This window comes from Kitasatospora sp. NPDC043950 (assembly GCF_056435345.1).
On sequence record NZ_JBWKER010000002.1, the window covers coordinates 194991 to 218915 of the forward strand.

19 protein-coding genes are annotated in these 23925 nt (G+C 70.4%); 6 read left to right on the forward strand and 13 right to left on the reverse strand.

The genetic code is table 11. From position 1 onward, the window contains the following. The first annotated feature begins 99 nt into the window (after positions 1 to 99). From AC07BF_RS01875 to AC07BF_RS01890, 4 genes are all read left to right on the forward strand, one after another. Entirely contained in the window at positions 100 to 519 is a 420-nt protein-coding gene (locus tag AC07BF_RS01875) for a hypothetical protein (RefSeq protein ID WP_363585146.1), read from the forward strand. Between the two features lie 715 nt (positions 520 to 1234). Beyond that, on the forward strand, positions 1235 to 1864 hold the full coding sequence (locus AC07BF_RS01880) for a hypothetical protein (RefSeq protein WP_063349701.1): 630 nt from the start codon (positions 1235 to 1237) through the stop codon (positions 1862 to 1864). A gap of 359 nt (positions 1865 to 2223) precedes the next feature. Beyond that, complete coding sequence (locus AC07BF_RS01885; RefSeq protein WP_363585150.1) at positions 2224 to 2787, forward strand: ArsR/SmtB family transcription factor; 564 nt, start codon at positions 2224 to 2226, stop codon at positions 2785 to 2787. Between the two features lie 217 nt (positions 2788 to 3004). Beyond that, positions 3005 to 3724, forward strand: a complete 720-nt coding sequence (locus AC07BF_RS01890) for an ATP-binding cassette domain-containing protein (RefSeq protein ID WP_363585188.1) — start codon at positions 3005 to 3007, stop codon at positions 3722 to 3724. Positions 3725 to 4044: 320 nt separating this feature from the next. Here the strand turns inward: AC07BF_RS01890 and AC07BF_RS01895 are convergent, their stop codons facing one another. The 6 genes from AC07BF_RS01895 to AC07BF_RS01920 form a co-directional block, all read right to left on the reverse strand. Further along, positions 4045 to 4806: a hypothetical protein gene (locus AC07BF_RS01895; protein ID WP_363585152.1), complete on the reverse strand. Its 762-nt coding sequence runs from the start codon at positions 4804 to 4806 to the stop codon at positions 4045 to 4047. Then, positions 4803 to 5456, reverse strand: a complete 654-nt coding sequence (locus AC07BF_RS01900) for an RNA polymerase sigma factor (RefSeq protein WP_363630405.1) — start codon at positions 5454 to 5456, stop codon at positions 4803 to 4805. Before AC07BF_RS01900 ends, AC07BF_RS01895 begins: the two co-directional genes overlap by 4 nt. A gap of 171 nt (positions 5457 to 5627) precedes the next feature. Then, complete coding sequence (locus AC07BF_RS01905) at positions 5628 to 6635, reverse strand: hypothetical protein (RefSeq protein ID WP_478332773.1); 1008 nt, start codon at positions 6633 to 6635, stop codon at positions 5628 to 5630. Further along, positions 6632 to 6997 carry a PadR family transcriptional regulator gene (locus AC07BF_RS01910; RefSeq protein ID WP_363585158.1) on the reverse strand — a complete coding sequence of 122 codons (366 nt, stop codon included), beginning with the start codon at positions 6995 to 6997 and terminating at the stop codon, positions 6632 to 6634. The genes AC07BF_RS01905 and AC07BF_RS01910 overlap by 4 nt, the downstream gene beginning before the upstream one ends. A gap of 44 nt (positions 6998 to 7041) precedes the next feature. After that, positions 7042 to 9042 (reverse strand): sensor histidine kinase, encoded by a 2001-nt coding sequence (locus AC07BF_RS01915; RefSeq protein WP_478332774.1) that lies wholly within the window; start codon positions 9040 to 9042, stop codon positions 7042 to 7044. Beyond that, positions 9032 to 9793, reverse strand: coding sequence for a response regulator transcription factor (locus AC07BF_RS01920; RefSeq protein ID WP_363630399.1), 762 nt, complete (start codon positions 9791 to 9793; stop codon positions 9032 to 9034). Before AC07BF_RS01920 ends, AC07BF_RS01915 begins: the two co-directional genes overlap by 11 nt. 143 nt (positions 9794 to 9936) lie before the next feature. On the opposite strand from AC07BF_RS01920, the gene AC07BF_RS01925 reads away from it, so the two are divergent. Next, entirely contained in the window at positions 9937 to 10917 is a 981-nt protein-coding gene (locus AC07BF_RS01925) for a M20/M25/M40 family metallo-hydrolase (protein WP_400810091.1), read from the forward strand. A gap of 23 nt (positions 10918 to 10940) precedes the next feature. Beyond that, complete coding sequence (locus AC07BF_RS01930) at positions 10941 to 12383, forward strand: M1 family metallopeptidase (protein WP_478332775.1); 1443 nt, start codon at positions 10941 to 10943, stop codon at positions 12381 to 12383. 53 nt (positions 12384 to 12436) lie between these two features. On the opposite strand, the gene AC07BF_RS01935 is transcribed toward AC07BF_RS01930, so the two are convergent. From AC07BF_RS01935 to AC07BF_RS01965, 7 genes are all read right to left on the reverse strand, one after another. After that, a complete protein-coding gene (locus AC07BF_RS01935) occupies positions 12437 to 13717 on the reverse strand; it encodes a WXG100-like domain-containing protein (RefSeq protein WP_478332776.1) in 1281 nt (426 codons plus the stop codon). Next, positions 13717 to 14139 carry a hypothetical protein gene (locus tag AC07BF_RS01940; RefSeq protein ID WP_478317179.1) on the reverse strand — a complete coding sequence of 141 codons (423 nt, stop codon included), beginning with the start codon at positions 14137 to 14139 and terminating at the stop codon, positions 13717 to 13719. The genes AC07BF_RS01935 and AC07BF_RS01940 overlap by 1 nt, the downstream gene beginning before the upstream one ends. A gap of 196 nt (positions 14140 to 14335) precedes the next feature. Then, the gene (locus AC07BF_RS01945) at positions 14336 to 14536 is read right to left on the reverse strand and encodes a hypothetical protein (protein WP_478332777.1); all 201 of its coding nucleotides are present in this window, start codon (positions 14534 to 14536) and stop codon (positions 14336 to 14338) included. A gap of 283 nt (positions 14537 to 14819) precedes the next feature. After that, a complete protein-coding gene (locus AC07BF_RS01950) occupies positions 14820 to 15230 on the reverse strand; it encodes a hypothetical protein (protein WP_478332778.1) in 411 nt (136 codons plus the stop codon). A 96-nt stretch (positions 15231 to 15326) separates the two neighbouring features. Further along, positions 15327 to 15524 (reverse strand): hypothetical protein, encoded by a 198-nt coding sequence (locus tag AC07BF_RS01955; protein ID WP_363375533.1) that lies wholly within the window; start codon positions 15522 to 15524, stop codon positions 15327 to 15329. 501 nt (positions 15525 to 16025) lie between these two features. Continuing rightward, positions 16026 to 16559 carry a hypothetical protein gene (locus tag AC07BF_RS01960; RefSeq protein WP_478332779.1) on the reverse strand — a complete coding sequence of 178 codons (534 nt, stop codon included), beginning with the start codon at positions 16557 to 16559 and terminating at the stop codon, positions 16026 to 16028. A gap of 8 nt (positions 16560 to 16567) precedes the next feature. Next, complete coding sequence (locus AC07BF_RS01965; RefSeq protein WP_478332780.1) at positions 16568 to 23551, reverse strand: RHS repeat domain-containing protein; 6984 nt, start codon at positions 23549 to 23551, stop codon at positions 16568 to 16570. Positions 23552 to 23925 lie beyond the last annotated feature (374 nt).

A 23925-nucleotide genomic window follows, 5' to 3' on the forward strand; every position in this document is an offset into this window, starting at 1 on the left:
CCGGGTTCAGGATGGAGTCATCGAAGGCGGAACCAACGCCGGGACGACGGGCAGAAGATCATCGGATCCCACGGGACCCAGGGAGGAAGCATGTACCCGATGCGCAGGAGCCACGGGGCCGAACCCGGACGCCGGCGGAGCAGGACGGTCGTGCTGACCCTGGCCGCCGTCCTCCTGGTCGGCGCCGGAACATCCGCCTGCCAGGTCAGTACCAAGGCCGCCGACCGGATCGAGCTGTGCGCGAAGATCTTCGGCAAGACCTTCACCGATCCGTTCCCGGACAACGTGGAGGAGGCCCGCAAGAAGATGCGCGACCGGGCCGACGAGCTCGACGGGCTGGCCAAGCAGGCCGGGGACGACAAGCTCCGCAATGCGATCCAGTCGACCGCCGACAAGATGCGCAACGCCGACATCCGCGAGAAGGGTGCGGTGCGCACCGTGGTCGGTTACATCGGTGAGCAGAACGACCGCATCAAGGAACTGCGCCAGACCTGCCTCGACCACCACGACTACCCGTGATGACTGGGCTTCCGAACCAGCGTCACCGTTGAGCCTCCCAGAGCGCGCACGGTGACCACAGACCGGAATCGGTGAACAGGGCACTAACAGTTCCCCCGCCGATTCCCTTGGCCGGGCCCCTCGTTGGGTCCCCCGTCTTCCGGGGGGCCCGGCCGTAAATCTCCCCGTACCAATACAAGCCAGGAGCAGTCATGCCCGATTCGACCGGCTGGAAGCCCACTAAGGAACGCCCGATGTGGCCCTGGGTCGTCCTCGCGGTGGTCGCCGTTGGCGTTCTGATCAACGTGCTTATCACGATCTGACGAGCAGATCGAATCCGCGCCTGAGGAACTTCCGCGCTCTTGGCAGGTAGGCCGAGAGCGCGGACCCACGTCCGGCGCGACTCCGGCCCCAACAGACCCCTCTCTCCCCAACCGCCCCACGGGTCACATGACCCCTCAGGGGGCGGTCGAACCGAGTCGAGTCCGCTATCCGGATCAGGTGCAGAGAACTGCACCTTCGAACTGGCGAAGACTCGACTGTCACCCCCCTAAAGCGCCACGTAGCGTAGTCGGTACGGGAACGGGCATGGCCATGTCGAAGATGCGGTCACGCACGATCGACCATCCACCTCACCGTGGATCCCGGCTCCCGGCCCGCCTACATCAACGGCATTCATGGGGGACTCGTGCCACGTCTGCACTTCACGTCGGCAAGCCTGTTGAGAACGCGTATCATGCCGACCCCGGACTGGGTCAGCGAATCACTCTTCGCCCTGGACCTGCTCTCTTCCCGGCACCGCCAGGCGAAACGCCGGCTCCGATGGCATAAAACCCGCCCCGTGGGGCCGGCCCGCCGGCTGGGTCCCACCCACCGGCTCGGGTCCACCCAGCGGCTCGTCGAACTCGCCCGGACCATCCGCCCGTTCCCCGACATGGACACTATGGTCCGGCGCGCCCGGCACTCCGGGAACGGCGCCGACCTGCGCCTGCTCCGGGACCTGGAGTCCTTCTACCGCATCATGGTCGCCCCGCACTGGGACGTGATCTCCCTCACCGTCCAGAGCGACCGGAAGAAGCGACTGGAAATCCTCCAGGACTGCGGCGCGCGCAGCCTGCTGAGCACCCTTCACCCGACCGTCCGGCTCTCCACCTGCTCGCTGGAGATACCCGGACAGAACGAGGACGTGCAACTGGAGGAGGTCGGGCTGACCATTGCGCCGTCCTACTTCCTGGCACCCGATTCCCCGGTCCTGGTGGACGACCACACCATTGCCGACGGACCGACGCTCTTCTACCCCATTCTCCCCGACGGACCGAACTGTGCGACCGAGGGCGTGATCGAAGCGGCAGCGATGCCGGCCTGAGACCGATGACCTCCGATCGCGACAGCATCGGAACTTCAAGGGGGAAAACAGCAATGCGACGCATATTCTTCAGTCCGGCGAGCCTGGCCAAAGTATCGTCGGCCGCTCATCTGGATCCGATGCGAGAGGCGCTGTGCGCCCTCGAAACCTTCGCGACGGGCGGCGGAGGCCCCGTCTTCCATTCCTGGCGACGACGGGTCGCGGGTGAACGGGACGGCCGGGCACTGGCCGAACTCGCCCGCACCGTACGACCTTTCCCGGATCTCTACCGAATTCTCGAAAACTCCTCCGCGGCCGGATCCGGGAACGAATTCCGACCGCGGGTTCTGCGCGATCTGGAGACATTCCACCGGATCGCCGTGGAGCCCTACTGGAGCCAGGTGTCGACCCTGCTCGAAGTCGACCGGAACGCCCGGGCCCAGATCATGATGAGCGGCGGCGTCGACCAGTTGCTCAGCACCCTGCACCCGGCGATCCGCTGGCGTCCCCCGGTGCTGGAGGTCCCCGGGACGGGGCACGACATCAAACTGGAGTCGACCGGCCTGGAGATAGCGCCGTCGCTGTTCCTGTTCTCCCGATCGCCGATCCTGGTCGAACAGCAGGGCGACCGGCCCCTGCTGCTGCTCTACCCGATCCCCGTCCCGCGCGACCGGGAGAACCTGTGGGACCCGGCACCCGACGGCGACCAGGCCCTGGGGGCCCTGCTGGGACGCACCCGGGCGGCCGTCCTCCAGGTGTTGACGACCACCTGCACCACCACCGAGGTCGGCGAGCTGGTGGGCATCTCCACCGCCGCCGCGAGCCAGCACACCGCCGTCCTGCGGGCGGCCGGACTTATCACCACCCTGCGCTCGCTCAACAAAGTGCACCACACCCTGACCCCCCTGGGCGGGGCTCTTCTTCGTGGGGATCCACTGGTCTGACAATTCGCCCTATACCGACGATTCCCGAAGTAACGAACCCGCAACACGCCCCGAGGAGCGATCTCGATCTGACACGGATGGTCTAGGAAAGTGCACCATACATACGGATGCGGGCAGCATGGCCTAAACCCATTACGAGCGAGTAGGTTCTGGGCATGCAAGCACGATGCCTTGTCGCCGCACGCATCATTTACGGAAGCCTGGGAGCGGATTCATGATGGGAGGTGGACCAGCTGAGCGGGAAGCCGCCCCAGACTGTGCCGTCACGCTGGAAAACGTGTCGAAAATCCACCCGGGCACGAACGGTCCCACAGCGGTCCTGCGCGAGTTCTCACTCGGCGTACGAAAAGGCCGCTTCTGTGCCGTCATGGGAGACGAACGCGCCAGCACCACGGCACTCCTGGAGTGCATGGCCGGCGTCACCACCCCGTCCACCGGAACGGTCCACTGGGCCGACGGTGAACGGGGTTCCGTCGGCGCGCTCTGGGGCCAACACGAGCCCGTCCACCCAAATGTGACGGTTCGTGAATTCGTCGATCCGGGCGTTTCCGCACTCGGCCGCCGCCAGGCCTGGCAGATCAGTCGGATCACCCGACTGTGGCTCTGGCGGCGGCCGCTCCGGAGGCTGGGCCGGGTCCAGCAGCACAACGCCATGCTGGCCCGGCTGCTGGCCGGCTCCCCGCGCCTGCTGCTGGTCGACACCCCCGGCCACGACGACTCGCCCGAACTCGCCCGCGCCATCGGCGCCTCACTCCGCCGCGCGGTCCGCGCCCTCGACCTCACGGCGGTCCTCGTCACCACCGACCCGGAAGCCGCCGCGTACGCGGACAGCGTCGTCTTCCTCCACCACGGCCGCCTCGCCGACGCCCTCGGACCCTCCACCCCCGCCGAGATCGCCGACTGCCTCCAGCACCTCCGAAGAGGCTCGACCACCTGATCCGCCCCGCCTTCCCCGGCGCCCCTCTCCCAGGGCGCCCCCGGCGCCCCTTCCCCGGCGCCCCTCGCCCTCCCCGGCGCCCCCCGGTCAAGCGGTGCACAGCGCTTCCCCAGCCGCGGCCCCCGCGCCCCGTGCGTCCTCCGGCGCACCGCGCCGGCGCATCCCGGACCGCAGCCCCGCACCCGCCGGCCCGCCCGGCGACGCCCCCCGGCAGGCCCCGGGCGGACACCCCTGCCATCGCCTGCCTCGGCCGGCTACCGCTGCCGCCGCGCACCCGTCGGTCGTCAGCCGCCGGTCGTCAGCCGTCAGCCGTCAGCCGCTCAGTGCGGCGGGGTCGGGATCAGGCTCGCCAGGGGGTTGAAGTAGACCTTGGACGGCATGCAGGCCGGGCCCGGGCTCCGCATGAGGCCGGTGTGCATCTCGCGCGAGCTGTGGGCGGGGTCGGTCCCGGCGAAGGGCAGGTAGATGAAGAGCTTGAGGCCGGCCGGGACGGCGCGGGGGCGGACGGTGAGGACGAGCGGGCCGGCGCCCTCCGTATGCATGTCCCAACTGTCCTGGCCCTCCTGGTTGTCCGGGGTCTCCGGCTCGGAGGCGCGGCAGCCGGGCTGGCCGGCGTAGACCCGGGCGGGGATCCCGAACCGGTCCAGGTCGCGCTGCAGTTGGTCCGGGTCCACCGGCTTGTACTGCTCCAGGATGGTGAGTTTGACGAGGTCGTCACCGCCTTCGAGGGTGTACGCGGCGTTGTCGACGCGGCCCAGCGCGTGGCCGGTGCCGTCGGCCGGGTGCTGGGCGTCCTGGTGCTGGGCGTCCTGGTGCCGGGCGTCCGGGGCGGGGCGGCCGGGGCCTGTGGCGAGGAGGGCGCCGACCAGAGCGGCGGCCAGGCCCGCCGGGAGGGCCAGGCGCAGCGCCAGGCTGCGCCGCCGGGCCGTGCGCCGGGAGTTGTCGGTGACGGTGTCCATCAGGTGTTCCTTCAGCAGGAGGTGGCGGCCCGGGGGGAGCTCCGGGGCCGCCGGGGCCGGCAGCAGCCGGACCAGTTCCTCCCGCTCGGTCTGCTCGGACCGGTCCCGGGGGGTGGCGTTCATCGGGTCGTCTCCTTGTACGGCCGGACCGCGAGGTCGCGGTCACCTGCTACCTGTCCGCCGGCGCCCGGGCGTTGCGCACCTCTTCCCGAGCCCGCGGACCGTGACGCGGCGAGCTCCTTCGCCGTCAACTCCCGCAGCCGGGCCCGGGCCCGCGACAACCGCGAGCGGATCGTCCCCACCGGCCGGCCCAGCGCCTCGGCGACGGCCGCGTGGTCCAGGCCCTCCCACACGCACAGCGCGAACACCTCGCGCTCCGCCGGCCGCAGCCGTTCCAGCGCGGCCTTCGCGGCGGCCAGTTCCTCGGCGTCGGCGATCCGACCCGCCAGCTCCCCGGCGAAGTCCGGCACCGCCTCGCGCGGCGGCAGCTTGGCCAGCGCCCGCTGGTGGCGCCGCGCGGCCCGACGGGTGTTGCGGATGACGTTGCCCGCGATCCCCAGCAACCACGGCCGCAGGCTCTCCCCCTCGGGATCGACCCGCGCGCGCAGCCGCCACGCCTCCAGGAACGTCAGCGAGACCACGTCCTCGGCGACGGCCCAGTCCCCGGTCATCCGCACGGCGTGCCGGTACACCGCCTGGGCGTGGTCCTCGAAGACCAGCCCGAACGCCGCCGCGTCCCCAGCGCGCACCCGGGCGCGTATCGAATTCTCCACACCAGCTCCTGTCCCGCCGCCGCCACCCGTTGCCGTGATCCACGCCACACCGCGCCGGGCCGCCGCACCATCGACGAAGGATCCCCGAGCCCCTTCCGGAAGAAGGGACTCGGGGATCCTCGGACCGGCCGGCCCGACACCGGCGGTCGGTTCGGGGCGCCGCCCCCGCGGTCAGGCCGGCTCGACCGGCTCCGGTTTCCGGGAGGCGGCCAGGGTGCGGCCGAACGCGGCGAGGGCGGCGGCGACGGCCAGCAGGCCGACCACGACCGCGAGGTTGCGCCCGAGGTCGGCGAGGTCGCGCGGCAGTGCCAAGTAGTAGGGCGCGGGGAGCATGACCGCCCAGGGGAGGGCGGCCAGCGCCACGCCGACGGCGCGCGGCCGGTCGGGCCGGCGGGCGGCGAAGTGGACGAAGAAGGCGGTCGCCATCACCACGGCGGGCCAGGCCGACGACGCGTCGAGCAGCATCTGGGTGCTGCGCGGGAAGATGACCTCGGAGTAGTCCTCCAGGTCGCGCCAGGGCCAGGCGAGGACGAGCGCGCTCATCGGCAGCGCGATGACGGCCGCCGCGACGACCGTCCCGACCCGGGCGCGGACGCGCTGGTCGACGCCGTCGGGCGGGGCGATGAGCAGCGGCACCCCGAGCAGGAGCCAGAGGGGCAGCTGGTGGAGGGACAGGAAGAGCACCCCGGCCGGGTGGACGGCGTAGCCGACCGCGGCGCCGATCCGGGCGAGGACGCCGACCAGCACCAGGAGGCGGGCGGCGCCCCAGTGCCCGAGGCCGGCGCCGAGCAGCGCGAGGACCCAGGGGGCGGCCTGCACCGCGCCCACCGCGGTCGCGGCCGTGGTGTGCAGGCCCATCAGCTCGAAGCGCGTGTCCGCGACGAAGAAGGTCATCACCAGCTGGACGAAGGCCAGCGCCGCCCCTCCGGCCAGCAGGTACGGCGCGGCGCCGGCGAGCGCCCGGCCCGCGGGGTCTCCGGAGCTGAGCCGGGTCCGCAGCCGGGCGGCGTGCGCGGCCAGGGTGACCCACTCGCGCAGCACGGTGCGCCGGTCGGCGCCCTCGACGGACTCGGCGAAGACGGCGGCGATCTCCTCGCCGTGCGAGGCCCGGTAGGCGGCGGGGTAGATGCCGATCAGCGGGAGCCTGCCGGGCAGCGCCCCGGCCTGCTGCGCGGTCATGCCGCACCGCCGCTCAACCGGAGCGCCCCGAGACGCGGCCCCCGCCCGAGCGCGAGCCTGCGCTCGGCCTCGACGACTCCGGCCCGCAGCCGTTCCGTCTCCGCGCCCAGGACGTCCCGGCCGTCCTCGGTGAGGGCGAAGGTGCGCCGCATCCGGCCGCCGACGACCTCCTCGTGGTCGATCCGGATCAGCCCCTGCTGGAGGAGCCGGTCCAGCGCGGTGTAGAGGGTGCCGGTGAGCAGCTTGGTCCGGCCGTCGGAGATGGCCAGGACTTCCTGGACGATCGCGTAGCCGTGCCGCGGGGCATCGGCGAGCGCGGTGAGCACGAGCCGGGTCGGCTCCTGTAGTTGACGGTTAGCCATGGCCGTGAGCATAGATCAATGGCAAACATATGTCGATGATTTAGCTATCGGCCCGCTCCACCCCCGTACCCGGCGGCCGTCGGAGCGGGCAGGCGCACGGTGAACACCGAGCCCGCGCCGGGGCTGCTGGCCGCGTGAACGCCGCCGCCGTGGAGCTCGGCGAGCTTGCGGACGATGGCGAGGCCCAGACCGCTGCCGCCGCTCTGCCGGTTGCGGGACTTGTCGGCCCGCCAGAAGCGCTCGAACACCAACGGCAGGTCCGCCTCGGCGATGCCGCCGCCGGTGTCGGCGACCTCGATGAGCAGGGCGTCGGACTCCGTCCGGGTCCGCAGGGTGACCGTGCCGCCCGCCGGGGTGTGCCGGACGGCGTTGGCGACCAGGTTGCCCACCAGCTGGCGCAGGCGCACCGGGTCGGCGAACACCTCGTACCCGGCGGTCTCGTACCCGGCCGTCTCGTACCCGGCCGTCTCGTACCCGGCCGTCTCGTACCCGGCCGGGGCGCCGGCCGTCTCGGGCCCCGTCCGGTCCGCGACCGCCTCGACGACCAGGGCCACGCCCGACGCCTGCGCCCGGGCGCCGTGCGCGGTGGCGACCTGGGCCAGCAGGTCCTCGACGTCCACGGGCTCGCGGTGCAGGGCCAGTTCACCGGCGTCGGCGGCGGCGAGGTCCCGCAGGTCGTCGATCAGGTGCTGGAGTTGCAGGGCCTCCTCCAGCAGCGAACTCGTCAAGGCGCCGTCGGCGGTGACGACGCCGTCCTCGACGGCCTCCAGCCAGCCGCGGATGTTGCTGAGCGGGGTGCGCAGCTCGTGCGCGATGTCGCCGACCATCGCCCGGCGCATCTCCTCCAGCTGTTCGCGGCGCTGCGCCATGGCGTTGAAGGCGGCGGCGAGTCCGGCGATCTCGTCGCGACCGGTCGCGGTCACCCGGGCGGAGAGGTCCCCGTCGGTCATCCGCCGGGCGGCGCGGGTGAGCGCGTTCAGCGGCCGGGAGAGCCGCAGGCCGACGATCGTGGTGATCGCCACGGTGACCGCCAGCACCAGCGCGGCGACCTCGGCGACCCGCCCGCGGTGCGGGGCGGACAGCACGGGGGCCTGGTCCGCCGCGCCGGCGGGCGCGCCGACGAACAGCAGCACGGGCGGCGCCACGTACCGGACGAGCTGCTGCCGGCGGGAGTTGGCGAGGCAGGCGGAGATCACCTGCTCCTGCTCCCGGTCGCGGGCCGGGGCCCACTGCAACCCCAGGGACAGCGTCACGGGCCGGATCTGCTGGCGCTCCAGGCAGGCGTTGACGAGCGCGGTGAGGTCGGCGAGGGCGGCGCTCTCGGTGCGGGTCGGGGCGTCCAGCACCAGCGGGGGCGCGCAGCGCACGCCGAGCGGCCGGCCGCCGGGGACGCTCACCACGGGGCGGCCGGCGGCGTCGTCGGTGACGGTCGCCTCGACGCCCAGTTCCGACCGCAGGCAGCCGGCCCGGTTCCGCGCGGCCTCCTCCATGGCCGCGCGCTCGGCGGTCGTCAGCCGGAACGGGCCCACGGCACGGGCGTCGATCCGGTCGGCCGGGGCGTCGGGCAGCATGGCGAGGTCGACGGAGAGCGGGTCGACCGTGGTGGTGGGCGTCCGGGGCAGCACCGTCCGGTCGGCGGCGCCCGGGGGCGGTGCCGACGGCGTGGCGGCCGGGGGCGGTGACCCGGGGGCGGTGGCGGGGGTCCCGGAGGTGGCGGCCGGTGACCCGGGTGCGGTGGCCGCGGAGTCGACGACCGGCTCGAAGCGCGGAGTCGTCAGCAGGATGCGCTGCCCGGTGTCGGCGGCGAGCCGCCGCACGGTGCTCTCCGCACCCGTCCAGTCGGGGTGGGTCGCGGCGTAGCCGAGCAGTTCGTGGTAGATCCGGGCCTGGTCCGCGAGGACCTGGCGCTGCTCCTGCCTGATCGCGCCCGTCGTGGTGCGGGCGGTCAGCCAGGCCGTCGCGGCGATCGAACAGAGCGAGACCAGGGCGGAGAGGGCGAGCAGCCGGATCAGCAGGCTGCGGCGCGGCGGGGCGTCACGACGCACCGCGCGGCCCCTCCGCGAGCTTGTAGCCGATGCCGTAGACCGTCAGCAGGCGGGTGGGGCGGCGCGGTTGGGGCTCGATCTTGCGGCGCAGGTTCATCACGTGGGTGTCGACGGTCCGGGTGGTGATGTACCGGTCGATGCCGTGCAGGTGCTCCAGCAGCTGGGCCCGGGTGAAGACCCGGCCGGGCTGGGCGGCCAGCACCTGGAGCAGCCGGAACTCGCCGGGCGTGCAGCTGACGGGCCGTCCGTCGGCGGTGACCTCGTGGCGCAGGGGGTCGACGGTGAGGGCCCCGGCGGTCAGTACGGCCGGGGGCGCGGCGGCGGGCGGCGCGGTCGGCGGCAGGGTGGGCGCGGCCGGCGGCGCGGGAGCACCCGGGGTCAGCGGCCGGGACCCGCGGCGCAGCAGGGCCCGGACCCGGGCCACGAGCTCGCGCGGGCTGTACGGCTTGGTGAGGTAGTCGTCGGCGCCGAGGTCGAGGCCGAGCAGCAGGTCCTCCTCGGCGGTGCGGGCCGTCAGCATCAGCACCGGCAGGGCGGATTCGGCACGCAGGGCACGGCAGACGTCGAGCCCGTCCATGACGGGCATCATCACGTCGAGGACCAGGAGGTCCGCCGGGCCGCGCCGGGCCTGCTCCAGCGCGGCCCGGCCGTCGTGGACGACGACCACGCGATGCCCTTCCCGCTCCAGGTACAGGCGGGCCAGGTCGGCCTGCTTGGGATCGTCCTCGGCGACCACGACATGTGCGCACATGAGGATGATCGTAAGTCGCCCTCCGGAAGCACCCCTACCGGTTCCCGACAGCCTCTCGACAAGTTCCTGACATCGACGGACCAGGGTGGACGGAGTCCGCCGGGGGAAGCCCCCCGGCCCCGCCTCCGAAAGGCTCCCGTGTGATGCCCTCCCGCCGCCTGGTGTCCCTCGCCGCCCACGTCATCGGGACCGCCCTGCTGCTGTCCACCGTCCCCGCCGCCGCGGCCACGGCCGCCGAGCACAGGCCCGCCCCGGCCGCGCCCACCGTCGAGGCGGCCGAGGTGATGCCGCACCTCCAGGCCCTGCAGCGGATCGCGGACCGCAACGGCGGCAACCGCGCGCACGGCACCAAGGGGTACGCGGAGTCGGTGGCGTACGTGAAGCACGCGCTGGACCGGGCCGGCTTCCAGACGCAGCTGCGCCGCTTCTCCCACGACGGCAAGGACGGCTACAACCTGATCGCCGACTGGCAGGGCGGCGACCCCGACCACGTGCTGCTCACCGGCGCCCACCTGGACAGCGTCCCGATGGGCCCGGGGATCAACGACAACGGCTCCGGCTCGGCGGCCGTCCTGACCACCGCCCTCCAGGTGGCCAAGGCCAAGCTGAAGCCCGAGCGGCACCTGCGCTTCGCCTGGTGGGGGGCGGAGGAGCTGGGGATGGTCGGCTCGGCGGACTACGTCAAGAACCTGTCCGCCGGCGACCGCAAGGCCATCGACCTGTACCTCAACCTCGACCAGGCGGGCAGCAAGAACCTCCAGCAGTACCTCCTGGTGAAGGACGCGAAGAACAACGAGACCGCGGCCTTCCAGGCCTTCGAGAAGTGGTTCACCGACCGGGGCCTGGCCACCTTCGACATCCCGCTGGACAGCTCCGACAGCCAGCCGTTCGGGGACGCGGGCATCCCGTCGTCCGGCTTCAGCAGCGGCGTCTCGGACTGCCTCCACAGCGCGTGCGACAACCTCGCCAACGTCGACCCCGCGACGCAGGCGACCAGCACCAACGCCATGATCGGCGTGGTGTGGCAGTTCGCCACCGCCAAGCCCGCAGCCGCCAAGCCCGCCGCCCCCGCCGTTCCGGCCACCACCGCCCCGGCCACCGTCCCCGCCGCCCCCCGGTCCTGACCGCCCGTCCCCAGGAGCCACAGATGCGCACACCGCCGAGTCGCCACCGCCGCAAGGCCGTCACCCTGGTGGCCGCCGCCACCGCCCTCGGAGTCGCCCTGACCGCCGCCCCCGCGGGAGCGACCGGGATCGGGGACCCGTACTTCCCCGAGGACGGCAACGTCGGCTACGACGTGGCGAACTACGACGTCCGGATCGCCTACGACCCGGCTCACCCCGACCAGTTGAACGGCGACACGACCGTCACCGCCCGGGCCCTGCAGTCGCTCGACCGCCTCTCCCTGGACCTCAAGGGCTTCCAGGTCGCCTCCGTCACCGTGAACGGCACCCCGGCCAAGTCGTTCTCCCGCTCCGGCACGCACAAGCTGGACATCGTGCCCGCCCGCCGGGTGGCCGGCGGCGCCACCTTCGCGGTGCGGGTGGTGTACGCGGGCAAGCCCGACCCCGAGGGCTGGCACCAACTGGTGTCCGGCGGCGTCAACGCGATGGGCGAGCCGCACTCGGCGACCTCCTGGTTCCCGTCCAACGACCACCCGTCCGACAAGGCCACCTTCTCGCTCGCCGCGACCGTCCCCGACGGCTGGACCGCCATCGGCAACGGCCGGCCCGGCCAGACCACCAGCAAGGACGGCTCGACGACCTTCCGCTGGCGCGAGGACAAGCCGATGGCGACCTACCTCAGCACCGTCGCCATCGACAAGTTCACCGTCCACCGCTCGGCGCTGCCCGACGGGACGCCGGTCATCACCGCCTACGGCCCGGACGTGCCGATCGACGACATGGCCAAGGCGACCGAGGCCCAGCAGCCCGAGATCATCGCCTTCCTGGCCTCCAAGTTCGGCCCCTACCCGTTCTCCTCCGCGGGCGCCATCGTCCGCAGCTGGACCAAGGAGACGGGCACCGGCGCGCCGGACCTGGAGACCCAGAGCCGGCCCACCTACACCAACTACTTCTGGGACTCCGCGGCGGTCCACGAGATCACCCACCAGTGGTTCGGCGACAGCGTCTCGTTCACCGACTGGCGCGACGGCTGCATCGCCGAATGCGTCGCCCAGTACGCCAACCAGCTGTGGGACGAGCACCAGGGCAGCAACCTCGACACCGGCTTCTACACCCCCACCGTCGAGGAGAACCGGAACAAGCCGGAGTTCTGGTCCACCAAGCTGTACGACCCCGGGCAGGGCCAGGAACTCGCCTCGGCCCTCTACTTCAAGGGCTCCCTGATGATGCACGCCCTGCGGCGCACCGTCGGCGACGACGCGTTCTTCGCCACCCTCAAGCGCTGGACCGCGGACCACGCCTACGGCAACGCCTCCTTCCCCCAGTTCGAGGCCCTCGCCGCCAAGGTCTCGGGCAAGGACCTCAAGGGCTTCTTCGACGCCTGGGCCCACGGCACCACACTCCCCGCGAAGGAGTACCTCTACCCCGGCACCCTGGCCCCCCTCGCCCCGGCGGGCAGCCAGTAACACCCCCCCCCAGCCCCCTCCCCCGCACCGACGCCAGCCCTCCTGACGCTCCATCAGGAGGGCTGGTGCACGCCCGGATTGAGCTCCTCCAGGATGGCGTCGGAGACAGTCCGCGGCAGCGGGCGCTGCGGAGCCGGGGTGCCGCCGTGCGTCGATCTGAAGTCGCCGACGGGGGCCGGGAAGTGGCCCATCTCGTGGAACAGGCCCGAGAGGTCCGTGTCCTGCGGCGGCAGCGGCGGCAGCTCATGGGGCAGGTCCCCCACCGGGACGAGCTCGATCTCCGACGGGCCGCCCCCTGGCGTACCGTCCCCCGTCGTACCGCCCCCCGTCGTACCGCCGCGCGGTGGGCGCGGGCCCTCCAGCCTGCCGTTCAGCCAGCCCTCGATGTGATCGCCCGGCGAGATGGAGAACTTGTTCCCGGGATTCATCGCCCCGTGCCGCCACCCCCACGCCCCGGCGAACGCGCCGTTGGCCGCGCCGGAGACGTAGTCACCCGACAGCCCGAACACCGCGTCCTGCGCCGCGCCTTCGGCCATCCCGGTCAGCGCCCCGTAGCCGGTGTTCCAGACCAACCCGGCCGCGCCCTTGGCGAACGCGCCGGCCTCCTTGCCGGTCAGCGACGTGAAGCCCTTCCCGAGCCCCTTTCCCAGGCCCTTGCCCAGACCCTTGCCGAGCCACCCGGCACCGACACCGACCGCGCCGCCCACCGCCCCGTTGATGGCGGCCGTGCCCAGCTCACCGCCGTCGATCGACGTGCGGTGGCCCTGGCCCAGCTCGATCACCTGGGCCAGCAGGTCGAAGCCCACCTGGGCCAGCACCGACTCGGCGACCCGGGTCACCGCGCTGATCAGCGCCTTGCGCAGGAAGGCCCACACCAGGGCCCTGGTGAAGGCGATCTCCACGGGCGCCGCCTCGGCCCCGCCGAAGAGGAACATCACGGCGTCGATGGCCAGTTGAACCGCCAGGACCACCAGCGCACCGATGATCTCGATGCGCAGGGTCTCGATCTGGTTCGCCAGGTTGTGCAGCGCGTCGGCGGCGGAGTCGCAGCACTGGGCGATGAGCGGCAGCGCGGCGTCGTCGGCGACGGCGAGCCTGGCCAGATAGGCGTCGAACGCGTCCTTGCTGGCGCCGCTCAGGCCCTGGTCGAGCTGGGACTTGGCGTCCGCCAGGTCCAGGACGCAGGCACGGATCGACTTCGCCGCCTCGGCCCAGGCATCCGCCTCGGCCCGCAGCGCGCTCTCGTTCCCGGTGGGCCACTTGTTGCCCACCAGGATCATCAGCAGGTTCTGCAACCCGTCCGGCAGCGAGGCATTGGGGGCGTCGACCGCCATCACGCGCCGCCGCTACCGGGCCCCGGGAACGTCCAGGCGAGTTCCGTGGCGTGCTCGTCGGCCCTCTCGAACGTGCTGCGCGTGGCGCCGAGGGCGTCGGCCAGCTTGCGCAGGGTGTCCGGCAGCGCCTGCACCGCCTTCAGCAGATCGTCCCGCGGCTGGGCGAAGACCTGGTCGAAGCCCTGCCCGAGCGCCGGATCATCCCCCCAAGGCGCCGCACCGAACAAGGCTGCCGAACTGAGCGCCGTCCAGGCGGCAGCCATGCCCTCGGCCGCCTTGCCCGCATCCGCCCCGGCCTTGCCGACCAGCGCGAAGTCGACCACCAGCGTCCCGTCCAGAGCCGGCAGCGTCGGCACCGCCGGCCCGCCGTACGGCGGCACCCCGGTAGGCGCATTGCGGTAACCACCAGTGGGACCAGGCACATCAGGCAACGGAGGAGTCGGCACCCACCCACCTCACCCGATCCCACCCCCAGCCCCACCCCCTCTTGACGACATCCCAACGATCACCGCCCCACTCCTGACGCCCCCCTGACACCCCCGGACCCCGCGTCGCCCACGCTCCGTTTCGAGAGCCACCCCATCCGACACATCGGATGGGGCGGCTCTCGAAACGGACCTACTGCCGAACGAACGCGGCGAACGGCACGCCACCGTCGTCCGCATCGGTCAGTTGCAACCACTCCTCACCTTGGTCCTTGCCGTACTGAAAGAACCCCTCGCACCTCAGATCACCATCGACGGAGACCAATTGGGCGACCGCGCCAGGTCCGGCGTCGGAAAGCGTCCCGTACTTCCAGGTGCCGGTGAACTTCACCACGGTCGAGGACTTCCTTCCACGACACATGGCCGGGAGCAGGCTCACCTCGCCAAGCTTGCCGCCCTCCAAGAACTGAATCGAAGCGACGGGCGCCTTCCAGGACCCGATGACAGCCGGGACAGGATCCTTCGCCACCGTGCACGAAGCCGCCAGCGGCAGAGCCGATGCCACACAGACAGCCAGAACAGGCAGCCTCCCACGTCCACGCACCCGGCTCGGCCTCTGCATCCCGATCACTCCCACCCCGTTCCATATCACCAGGAATCGAATCCACCGCGACATCTCAGTCCTTCTTCATGACGAACCCCTGACTGACCAGCACCCACAGGTCCTTCCCGTTCTCCTCGGCCGTCAGCCAGAACCGACAACTACCGCTCCCGTCCTTCCGGGTCGCGTCCACGTAGACCCCCGGCCCCACGTCATCGAGAACCGACTTCTTCCAGCGCCCCTCGATCTCCGTCGGCTGTTCCCGGTACACCGAGGCAGCGCTGCACACGCGGGCCGGCACTTGTGCCGATCCGATCTGCCCTTCCGGAAGAAGCTCGACAGCCGCCGCTCCTCCGGCCCACCGTCCGACCGGATCAGGCACCTCAGGCGCGGAAGGTCGGACCGTCATCCACACGGCCCAGCCCAACCCGAGGACACCCAGCAACCCGCCGACCACACTCCACAGGACAATTCGCCGCCCCTTCACGCACCCTCCATCAAAGGATCTGGCGGCGAGGCCGTCCCGAAGACCGCCCCACCGCCTCAGAAGTCACGCGCCACCACCTGCGACAGTCCGAACAGGTCAGCGCAGGATCGCCTTGACGGCCATGCCGAGGACAGCCACCCCAGGAACCACAATGAAGAACCAGCCGACAATCAACGCGATCACCGGGATCGACTTCTTCTCAGCGCCCTCCACGAAGAAGTCGCGGATTCCACGAAAATTTGCGACCAAGGCTAATCCCAGGACAACCGGTATCAGCATTCCAAGGACAACCATCAAAGCTCCCGACCTCACAGGACAAGGACCGCATACGGTAGCACCGCCCAGCCAGAACTGACAATCCATCAGTTCATTCTGGATCCCGGCCACCCTGCCCTGCAACGAAAGCCTTCCCCGTCCATTTATTATCCTCCACGCAACAGCTCCACGAGCTAACCCCTCAACAGCTGAGCGCCCCATCCGGCAACCGGATGGGGCGCTCATGGCACAGACCTACTGGCTATCCACAGCCGACGGACTACTGTCGGGCGAACGACTCTTGACCAGCGTCCACGCCAGTCATCGTCAGCCAGTCCCCGTCCTGCCGCTACTGAAAGAACATCCCGCACTCACGCCTGGAGGTCGGACCCGGTTGAGAACCACTCCCCAGCAAATAGGGAAAGGATTCCAATTGTCCAAAAACCCCCATACGGCGAAGGAGTAGAGCGTTCGCCGTACGTCACCTCAAAATCCAAGGCCTGAGATGCAGCGTGACTCCTGGAGCAGGCCGGTGGAGCATTAGGGCTTGCCCGCCAGAACGTAAACCATGACCCCTCCGGAACTAGTGTAGTCCACCGTGATCTTCTGGCTCGGGCTCTTCATGTCCTCATCCTTGGCGGGCGCCATGATGCCTTTCACTTCGTGTGTAGGGTCGATCGACCAGCCGGTGAGTTCAAGGTCGGTCGTCGTGAACTCGATGACGCCGGGGTCCAGCTGTGACTCGCTGATCCCGAGGCTGGACAGGAAGGCCGTGAGGCCGTCCTTCCCGACCCTGAAGGCCACCCACAGCTCTCCGCCACCGCCGGACTGGCGGTATCCGTGAGAAACATCGGTCGCCCCCTTGGGGACCAGCGTCCCGTACTGGTGCTGCAACTCGGTGCTCGGAGCTTTCGACAGTGTCACTGACGACTCACGAGACGAGGCAGCAGGTGCCGAAGCAGCGGAACCGGCAGGCGTGGCCGTCATCGCGGCTCCAGCGCCACCCGACCCGCTGCCGCAGGCGGCGACGGCCAGCAGCGAAGCTCCGACCAGGCCCGCTCGGATCAGCTTCACAGCAACTCTCATTCAGGCACCCCTTGCATCATGGCCGAACCGAACACATCGAAGTCCCTGGCCAGTCCAACCGTATTGAGATGCGCGATCTCCGGCTGGGTTATTTCGATGTGAAACTTGTGCAGCCGGTCTCGGGCCTCACTGGGTGTTCCCCAGTCGTACCGTTTCCGGATCTCCAGCTTGTACTCCGGGCCGCCTGCCTTCTGGTTCACACCCGACACCCTCCACTGGAAGTTGTTCAAGGCGTAGAACCATCCGATACTCGTATCCCCATCATTCTCATCCGCACGGGTTTGCTGCCAGCCGGAGTCGAACTTCCCCTTCCCCGCGGCGTTACCAGTCAGATACTTATTGACACTTTTCTTGAAGTTAGGGATCTCGTTGATCATGCTGTCGGGATGGAGCTCGACCGGTGTGCCGCTCGCATCCAAGTAGTGCTGCAGCAGCTTGGATGCCACGTTGAATGAGTTGGCACCCTTCATGCCGTTCACGTTCAGCCCGGAAACGACCTGGTAAAGCCAGTTCTTGACCTTCAGATCATGCGGACCGGGTGCGTGCTTGTTGAACACCCTGTCCTCCGTGTCCGAGTAGTCGTCGCCGCTGTCCGAGATGAGCCCCTTCATCTGCATCCGATACTTCAGGACGTTCAGCTGGTTCTTGGTCGGACGGTTGTCCTCCCAACTGCTTCCGTCCGAGCAGACTGCCGGACCGGTGACCCCGTTCCCTCCGCAGTTGCGCGCAGCGTCCTCCTGCTCCTTCCGCTCCTGCAGCACCGCGGCCCTGACATCCGGATCATAGAGTCCGGACGGATCCGACCTGTTGACCGGGTTGTTGTGGCTGTAGGAGTAGGCGTTCCACTGCTGCGGGTCGTTGGGCAGGAGCAGCGGGTCCGGGCTGAGGAAGCGGCCGGTGCTGGGCTGGTATTGGCGTGCGCCGAGGTTGGTGAAGCCGGTGGCGTCGTCCTTGAGGCCTCCCACGTAGCCCTTGTCGCCGGCCCAGGCGGTGGTGCTGGAGGTGGTGCCGCGGGGGGCGCCGAAGGGGTCGGTGGGGCGGCGGGTCTCGACGAGGCTGTCGCGGCCGATGGACAGGGTGTTGGTGCCGTGGTGGTCGGCGAACTGGTACGTGAGCTTGGTCGGGCTCTCGCGGACCAGGGTGATGCCGCCGGGGATGCTGTAGTAGCGGGTACCGGTGCTGGTCTTGGTACCGGTGTCGTAGGTGAGTTCGTCGCCGCCGCCGAGGTTGACGGTGACCTTGCCGGGGTTGCGGCGGATCAGCTGGTTGCCGTCGGCGTCGTAGACGTACGTCGTGACGGCCGAACCCTGGGCGAGTGAGGCGAGCTTGCCCTCGACGTCCCAGGTCAGCGTGGAGGCATTGGCCGAGCCAGCGGCGTTCCAGGTCGAGGTGCCCCACTTGGAATTCCAACCGGGCGCGTAGACGATGAACTTGCCGTCGTCCTGGACGGTCGCGAAGTAGCCGCTGGCGTTACCCGCCCAGGTCTGCGAGGACCAGAGCGCGACGCGCTGGGAGTCGTAGACGACGAAGTTGCCGTCGTCCTGCATGGTGGCCCAGGCTCCCGGGTGGTTCTGGGTGTTGGTGGACCAGAGGACCTGACCGGTGCGCAGCGAGCTGAGCACCAGGTTGCCGTCGTCCTGCATGGCGAGTCGGACGCTGTTGGAGCGCACGCTCTCACCGGACTTGAGGACGGACCCGGCGTTGAGGATCTTGATGCCGTTGGGGTTGTTGATCTTCGTGGTGTTGCCGGCCGCGTCGTACTCGTCGGTGCCCTGGGGGGCGGTGGCCGAGCCGTAGGTGTACGTGCCGCCGGCGAGTGCGTGCGGGCCGCCGGTGCCGCCGCCCGTGCCGGCCGCGGTGGTCGGCGTGTTGCGGGTGCCGGGGGTCGGGAAGGTCTGGTCGACCTTCACGTCCTTGGACTGGTCACCGGCCGGGTTGTGGTCGACGAGCTTGGTGCGGTTGCCGGTCAGGTCGTAGGTGTAGTCCTGCCAGTAGGCGGCGTTGCCGCCCACCGTCGTCTTCGAAGGCGCCGAAGCCCCGCTGGTGGGAGTGGAGTTGGCGCACGCCCCCTGGCCTGCCAGGGACGGGGTGGGCTGGTCGAGCCGCCCGGTGTCGCTCCACGCGGTGGTGAGCCGGCCCAGGTAGTCGTAGGAGAAGCACTGCAGGTCGGTGGCGGCCGGGGTGTTGTTCGGGATGCTCCGGATCGCCGTGATCCGGCCGGCCTGGTTGTAGGCGTAGGTCGTGTTCTGGACCGTGCCGTCGGTGGAGGTCTGCTTGTCGACGTACTGCGTCAGCGGACGCCCGGTGGACACGTCGTAGGTGTTGGTGGCGACGATCTGCCAGCCGAACGGGTTGACGGTGGAGCGGATGTTGCGCCCGTAGGCGTCCCAGTCGGACTGACGGAGGTAGGTGTCGTCGGCCCCGCCCATGTCGTGCAGCAGGCCGTAGATCTCGTAGTTGTAGCCGATCGACTCGTAGGCGAGGTTGCCGACGGCGGCCCGGTACTCGGTGGTCACGGCGCCGGTGATCGGGTCGTAGACGGTCTCGTACTCGTAGGTCGCCTGCCCGGTCTTGCCGATCTCGCTGCCGGGGATCGACACGGTGGACTTGGTCGGCCGGTATGCCGGGTCCAGCTCTGTGACGGCCTTGGTGTAGGCCGCTCCGCCGGCGCCCCCGACGTACCGGGTGGAGCTGGCGGCCTGGCCCTTGGCGACGGTGTCGTAGGTGTAGCCGGTGAGCTGGTTGGCCGGGTTGACCGTGCCGTTGTAGGTGCCGGTCTTGCGGCCGAGCAGGTCGTAGGTGAGCGCCATCGACTGACCGCGCGCGTCCGTGGTGGTGGCCAGGCGGCCCGCACTGTCGTAGGTGCGGATCGAGACGCCGGTGTCCGGGTCGTCGGCCTTCACCTGACGGCCGCGCTGGTCGTAGCCGTAGCTCCAGCTGTTCCCGGCGGCGTCGACTCGCGTCGCGGGCTGGCCGCTCGGGGTGTAGGTGTACGTGGTGACGTCGGCGTCGGCCTGCTTGCCGGTAGCGGACGGCGTCCTGTACTGCCACAGCTGGCTGGTGCGGCCGCGGGCGTCGGAAAGGGTGCTGGTCGCGGTGGCACCGGCCGGCGGCGACACGTCGACCCGGTCGGCGCCCGGGTAGGCGGTGGTCGTGGTGTTCTGCAGCACGCCGAGGGCGATGAACTGCGTGCTCACCGGTCGGCCCATGCCGTCGAAGGCGGTGGAGGTCTGGCCGGGGACCTCGGCGGGGATCGCGTTGAATCGGACCGTGTTCGGACCGGCGGTGTCGTCGTAGTGGGTGTTGAAGGTCCGGTTGGTGCGGCCCTGCGAGTCGTAGAAGGTGTCCGTCAGCAGTCGGCCGTGGTAGGCGGAGATGGCCGGGTTGGTCTGGGTCTGGATGGTCCGGGCCAGGCCGTCCACGATCTGGGTGGAGACCGCGTAGCTCTCGTTGGAGCGCAGCGTCCGGCTGGTGACGGTGGACGGCCGGGCTGTGCCGTCCACCGTGTAGTCGAAGGTGAAGTTGGCTCTCGCGCTGGTCGCCCGGCCCGGGGTCCAGACCGCCTTGAGTCGACCGAGGGAGTCGTACGACTGGGTGACGGTACGGGCGTTGGGGTCGGTGGTGGTGATCGGCAGCACACGGGCCGGGTTCAGCGTGGTGGTGGTGTTGCGCTTGGCTCCGGCGTCGGACGCTCCCGCCGGGGCCGGGGTGCCGGTCACGGTCCGGTTGGGCAGCTCGCCCGGGTTCGCCGAGCCGTAAGTCGTGGTCACGGTGGCGCCGTTCGGATTGGCGCTGTCGGTGGCCGTCACGTCGGTGGCGCTGGTGGCGCGGCCGTAGACGTCGTAGGCGGAGGTGCCGGTGGTCACGAACTGAGCTGCGCCGGAACCGTCGTAGCGGTCCAGCACCTGCGCACCGGTCGGTTCCCCCTTGGCGCCCGCAGAGCCGAACGCCGCACCGTCGTACAGGGTGCGGGCGCCGGAGACGGTGTTCGCTGCGGTCGGCGTCGCCGTGCAGGCGTTCGCGCCGGAGACGGTCAGCGCCTCGGACACCAGCCCGGTCATGCTCGGATTCGCGCCGGTGGCGTAGGAGTTGCGGACACAGACGTCGAGTGTGCCGTCGGCGGTGCTGAGGCTGGTCTTGATCCGGTTGCCGTTCGCCGGGTCACTGGCGGTCACCGTCGAGGTGGCCCGGGTTCCGGTGGTGGTCCGGCTGGTCGAGGTGCTGGTCGAGGTGGTGGCCGCGTACCGGGCGACGAGGTCCGGCAGACCGGGCCGCTTGTGGGTCGCGGTGGTCACCGGGCCACTGCTGGTGTTCACGGTGGACGCCTCGGGTGCGGCCGCGTCGGCATCGACGTAGACGTCGCTCTCCAGCACCCGGCCGGACAGCCAGTCGTCGTCGCGGCGGGCGCCGCTCGTCGGCCCGGACACCGTCGCCGACCGGGCCGATCCGTCCGCCTTCAGGTCACCGTCCATTCCCTGGTGGTAGCTGGTCGACGTCTTGGACTTCGCGCCGTCCTTGCCCGAGCCAGTCACGGCGGTCACCTTGGCGTAGCCGCGGAACTGGTCCCAGGTGCGGGACTTGTCGTCCACCAGGGCGCCGTCGTTGCGGTGCCAGGCGGCCGGCCCGTACTCGTAGGCGGTGACCTTGGTGACCGAGCCGGCGACGAGGTTGGAGTTCGGGTCGACGGTCACCGAGGCGACCGGGTAGCGCAGGAACCAGTCGTCCACCATCGCGGCCACACCCGTGTCGTACCACTTCACGTTGTAGCAGCTCATGGTGTTGCCGTCCGCCGAGGACGGCATCTTGCCCGTGGTGCGCATGCACGATTCGCGGTTGTAGTCCACCGCGATCGTGCCGCCGGTCTCAAGGGTGATCACCTCGATCCGCGGCCGATAGTAGCGGGGGCGGGCCGGGACGAGGCCGTCCACCCGGTTGGGCAGCATCAGGTCCGCGAAGGTGACCTCCGGCAAGGCCTGGTCGGTCTGCCCGTTGAAGGTGTCCTTGCCGATCCGCTTGACCGCCTGGAGCCACGGGATCTGCGTGTTCTCATCGGAGTTGGCCGGTTTCTTGAACGTGTGCGTGAGCTCGTAGCGGTCCACCGGGCGGTACGAGCCGCCGGAGCGGATCGAGGTGGTGACGGCGTTCAGCCACCTGGTCGACCAGTAGGTCGGCCCGTAGCTGGAGCAGGTGCCCTGCTCGGCGCACTGCTTGTCGAGCGGCACGTCCGGCCAGTTGGCCGCGTTGGCCGAGGTCCGCTGCGCGGGGTCGCAGGCCGCCGCGCCCGAGACGCAGCGCTCGTCCGTCTCGAAGTCGATCTTCGCGGCGGGCTGGTGCGCGCCGTTCGCACCGAGCTGGTCGGAGAGCAGCTGCCCGTAGCCGATCGAGGCGAGCGTGCCGCCGCGGGTGTACGAGGAGTTCACACCACTGCCGCGGTTCTGGCCGCCACCGCGGGCGTACCAGTTGGCCTCCGGCGCGTAGGTGTAGGTGGTCAGGTTGTTGTGGGCGTCGACGACGTAGTCGAGGTTCCAGCGCCATGCCGTCTGGCACCAGGAGCCCTTGCCCTTGGCCGCGTCGTAGCACGGGTCACCCGCGTTCGGCGAGTACACCGGCACCGTCCAGGCCGACTTGCTCTCCGGGCCGGTGCTGGTCGGCGCACCGGACGCGGAGGGCAGGTGGTTGAGGCCGAAGTAGTAGACCGTGCCGGAGCTGTCGGTGACCTTGAGGTACGACCCGTTCCAGGTGCCGTTGTCGGCGCCGGTGAGGAACTCGACCTTGGTCCCGTCGTCGTTCCTCAACCGCCAGGTGCACGTGGACTGCTCGGACTTGGCGTCACCGGACGCGCAGGGGTCGTTGGGCACGAGTTCGCCCGAGTGGCCGCCCAACGACAGGGTCAGGTTCGCCCCGCCCCAGCACTGGTCGCCGGATCCGGCAATCCCGGCCTTGTCGCACGCCTTGTAGGAGCGCTCGACGAAGCCCGAGCTGAAGTCCCAGCCGTCACCGATCCAGGACGCCTGGGAGTTGGTCGACGAGGTCCTCCCGTCGACCGCCGCCGAGTCGTATCCCAGTGCCACCTGGGGCGCCGTGCCGCCGAGCGACGGCGGGGACTGGACCGGGTAGCTGTACGTGAACGAGCCCGACGAGCTGCCGGCCGTCCACGCCTGGCTCGGGGAGAGCGAGGTCGCGCTGTAGGTGCCGAGGCCGCTGGACGGGGTACCCTCGGCCGCCAGCACCATCCGCGCCGGGGCTGCGGGCACAGGGCCGGAGGACGGCGCCTGGTCCCCGGACTTCGACTCGGCTCGCTGTCCCTTCGTCAGAGCGGCTTCGACGGCGGGCAGGTCGATGTCGGCGACGAGCTTCTTCGCCTCCGCGTCGTAGTGCGAGGGCACCGGCGTGCGCGCCAGGCAGCCGGCCACCTCGGGCGTGGTCAGCGAACACGCGGGCAGCGACACCAGCTGTGCCCGCTCGGCGAAGCCACCACCGAATCCGGCACCGGACAGGTCCAGACCCAGCCGCACCTTCGTCGCGTCCGTCTGCTCGGCGCGCTCCAGCGTGACCAGGGCTCCCTGCACACCGGCGGCACCGGTGGCCTTCGCGTCGGCGACACTCACCTTGACCGGCGGGTTGGCCGGACCGGCGTCCGCGCCCGGCGCAGCACCCGAGGCCTTCGACGCGGTATCCGGCGCGACGGGCGCCAGCCACACCGGCAGTTCACCGGCCCGCTTCGAGGCGCCGGCCGCCGGCTCCCACACCTCGGCGCCGTCCGGACCCTTGCGAACGGCCTTCGCACCGGGCGCCGGCGCGGGATCCAGCAGGGCGACGGCCGAGCCCGAGGCACTCTTCGGAGCGCCCTTCGGCGGCACCCAGTCCGGTGAGCCCTTCTTCGCCGACACCGACTTCGGCTGCTCTGGTGAGCCCGGTACGGAAGCCGTCTTCGGCAGCGGAGTACCCGGCGGCGACCAGATCTTGTCCTTGTCCGCCACCGGCGCAGCCAACGCCGGGACGACAGGTGACACAAGAGCACTCAGCACGGTCAAAGCGCTCACAAAAGCGACACGAGAGCTTCGACGCCGCCCTGGTGGCGGCGCTCCCCTCCCCGCCGACCACGGCAAACGGACACGACGAACAGACACCGTTACCCCCCATAGGTAGCCACGCCTCAGCTAGGGCGTGGACAGACGACTGTGGCGGACAGTAGGGGGTAATGCGGCCCCGGGTCGAGGAGTCGACCGATCAAGACGTGTGGTGATTCATGTCACAGGGGAACCAAAGCGGTTCGCCCACCCCCAAACCAGACAGTCGAACACCTAAATGAGTTGACCATCAGTTTGCCATTGCGCGATCTTGCTGGCGCCCC

Excerpts from the sequence above, each read along its gene's own strand:
- AC07BF_RS01880 (WP_063349701.1), top strand. The coding sequence starts at position 1,235 with ATGCCGACCCCGGACTGGGTCAGCGAATCACTCTTCGCCCTGGACCTG.
- AC07BF_RS01910 (WP_363585158.1), bottom strand. The coding sequence starts at position 6,997 with ATGGCTAACCGTCAACTACAGGAGCCGACCCGGCTCGTGCTCACCGCG.
- AC07BF_RS01875 (WP_363585146.1), top strand. The coding sequence starts at position 100 with ATGCGCAGGAGCCACGGGGCCGAACCCGGACGCCGGCGGAGCAGGACG.
- AC07BF_RS01935 (WP_478332776.1), bottom strand. The coding sequence starts at position 13,717 with ATGGCGGTCGACGCCCCCAATGCCTCGCTGCCGGACGGGTTGCAGAAC.
- AC07BF_RS01920 (WP_363630399.1), bottom strand. The coding sequence starts at position 9,793 with ATGTGCGCACATGTCGTGGTCGCCGAGGACGATCCCAAGCAGGCCGAC.
- AC07BF_RS01895 (WP_363585152.1), bottom strand. The coding sequence starts at position 4,806 with ATGAACGCCACCCCCCGGGACCGGTCCGAGCAGACCGAGCGGGAGGAA.
- AC07BF_RS01955 (WP_363375533.1), bottom strand. The coding sequence starts at position 15,524 with ATGGTTGTCCTTGGAATGCTGATACCGGTTGTCCTGGGATTAGCCTTG.
- AC07BF_RS01925 (WP_400810091.1), top strand. The coding sequence starts at position 9,937 with ATGCCCTCCCGCCGCCTGGTGTCCCTCGCCGCCCACGTCATCGGGACC.
- AC07BF_RS01890 (WP_363585188.1), top strand. The coding sequence starts at position 3,005 with ATGGGAGGTGGACCAGCTGAGCGGGAAGCCGCCCCAGACTGTGCCGTC.
- AC07BF_RS01930 (WP_478332775.1), top strand. The coding sequence starts at position 10,941 with ATGCGCACACCGCCGAGTCGCCACCGCCGCAAGGCCGTCACCCTGGTG.
- AC07BF_RS01905 (WP_478332773.1), bottom strand. The coding sequence starts at position 6,635 with ATGACCGCGCAGCAGGCCGGGGCGCTGCCCGGCAGGCTCCCGCTGATC.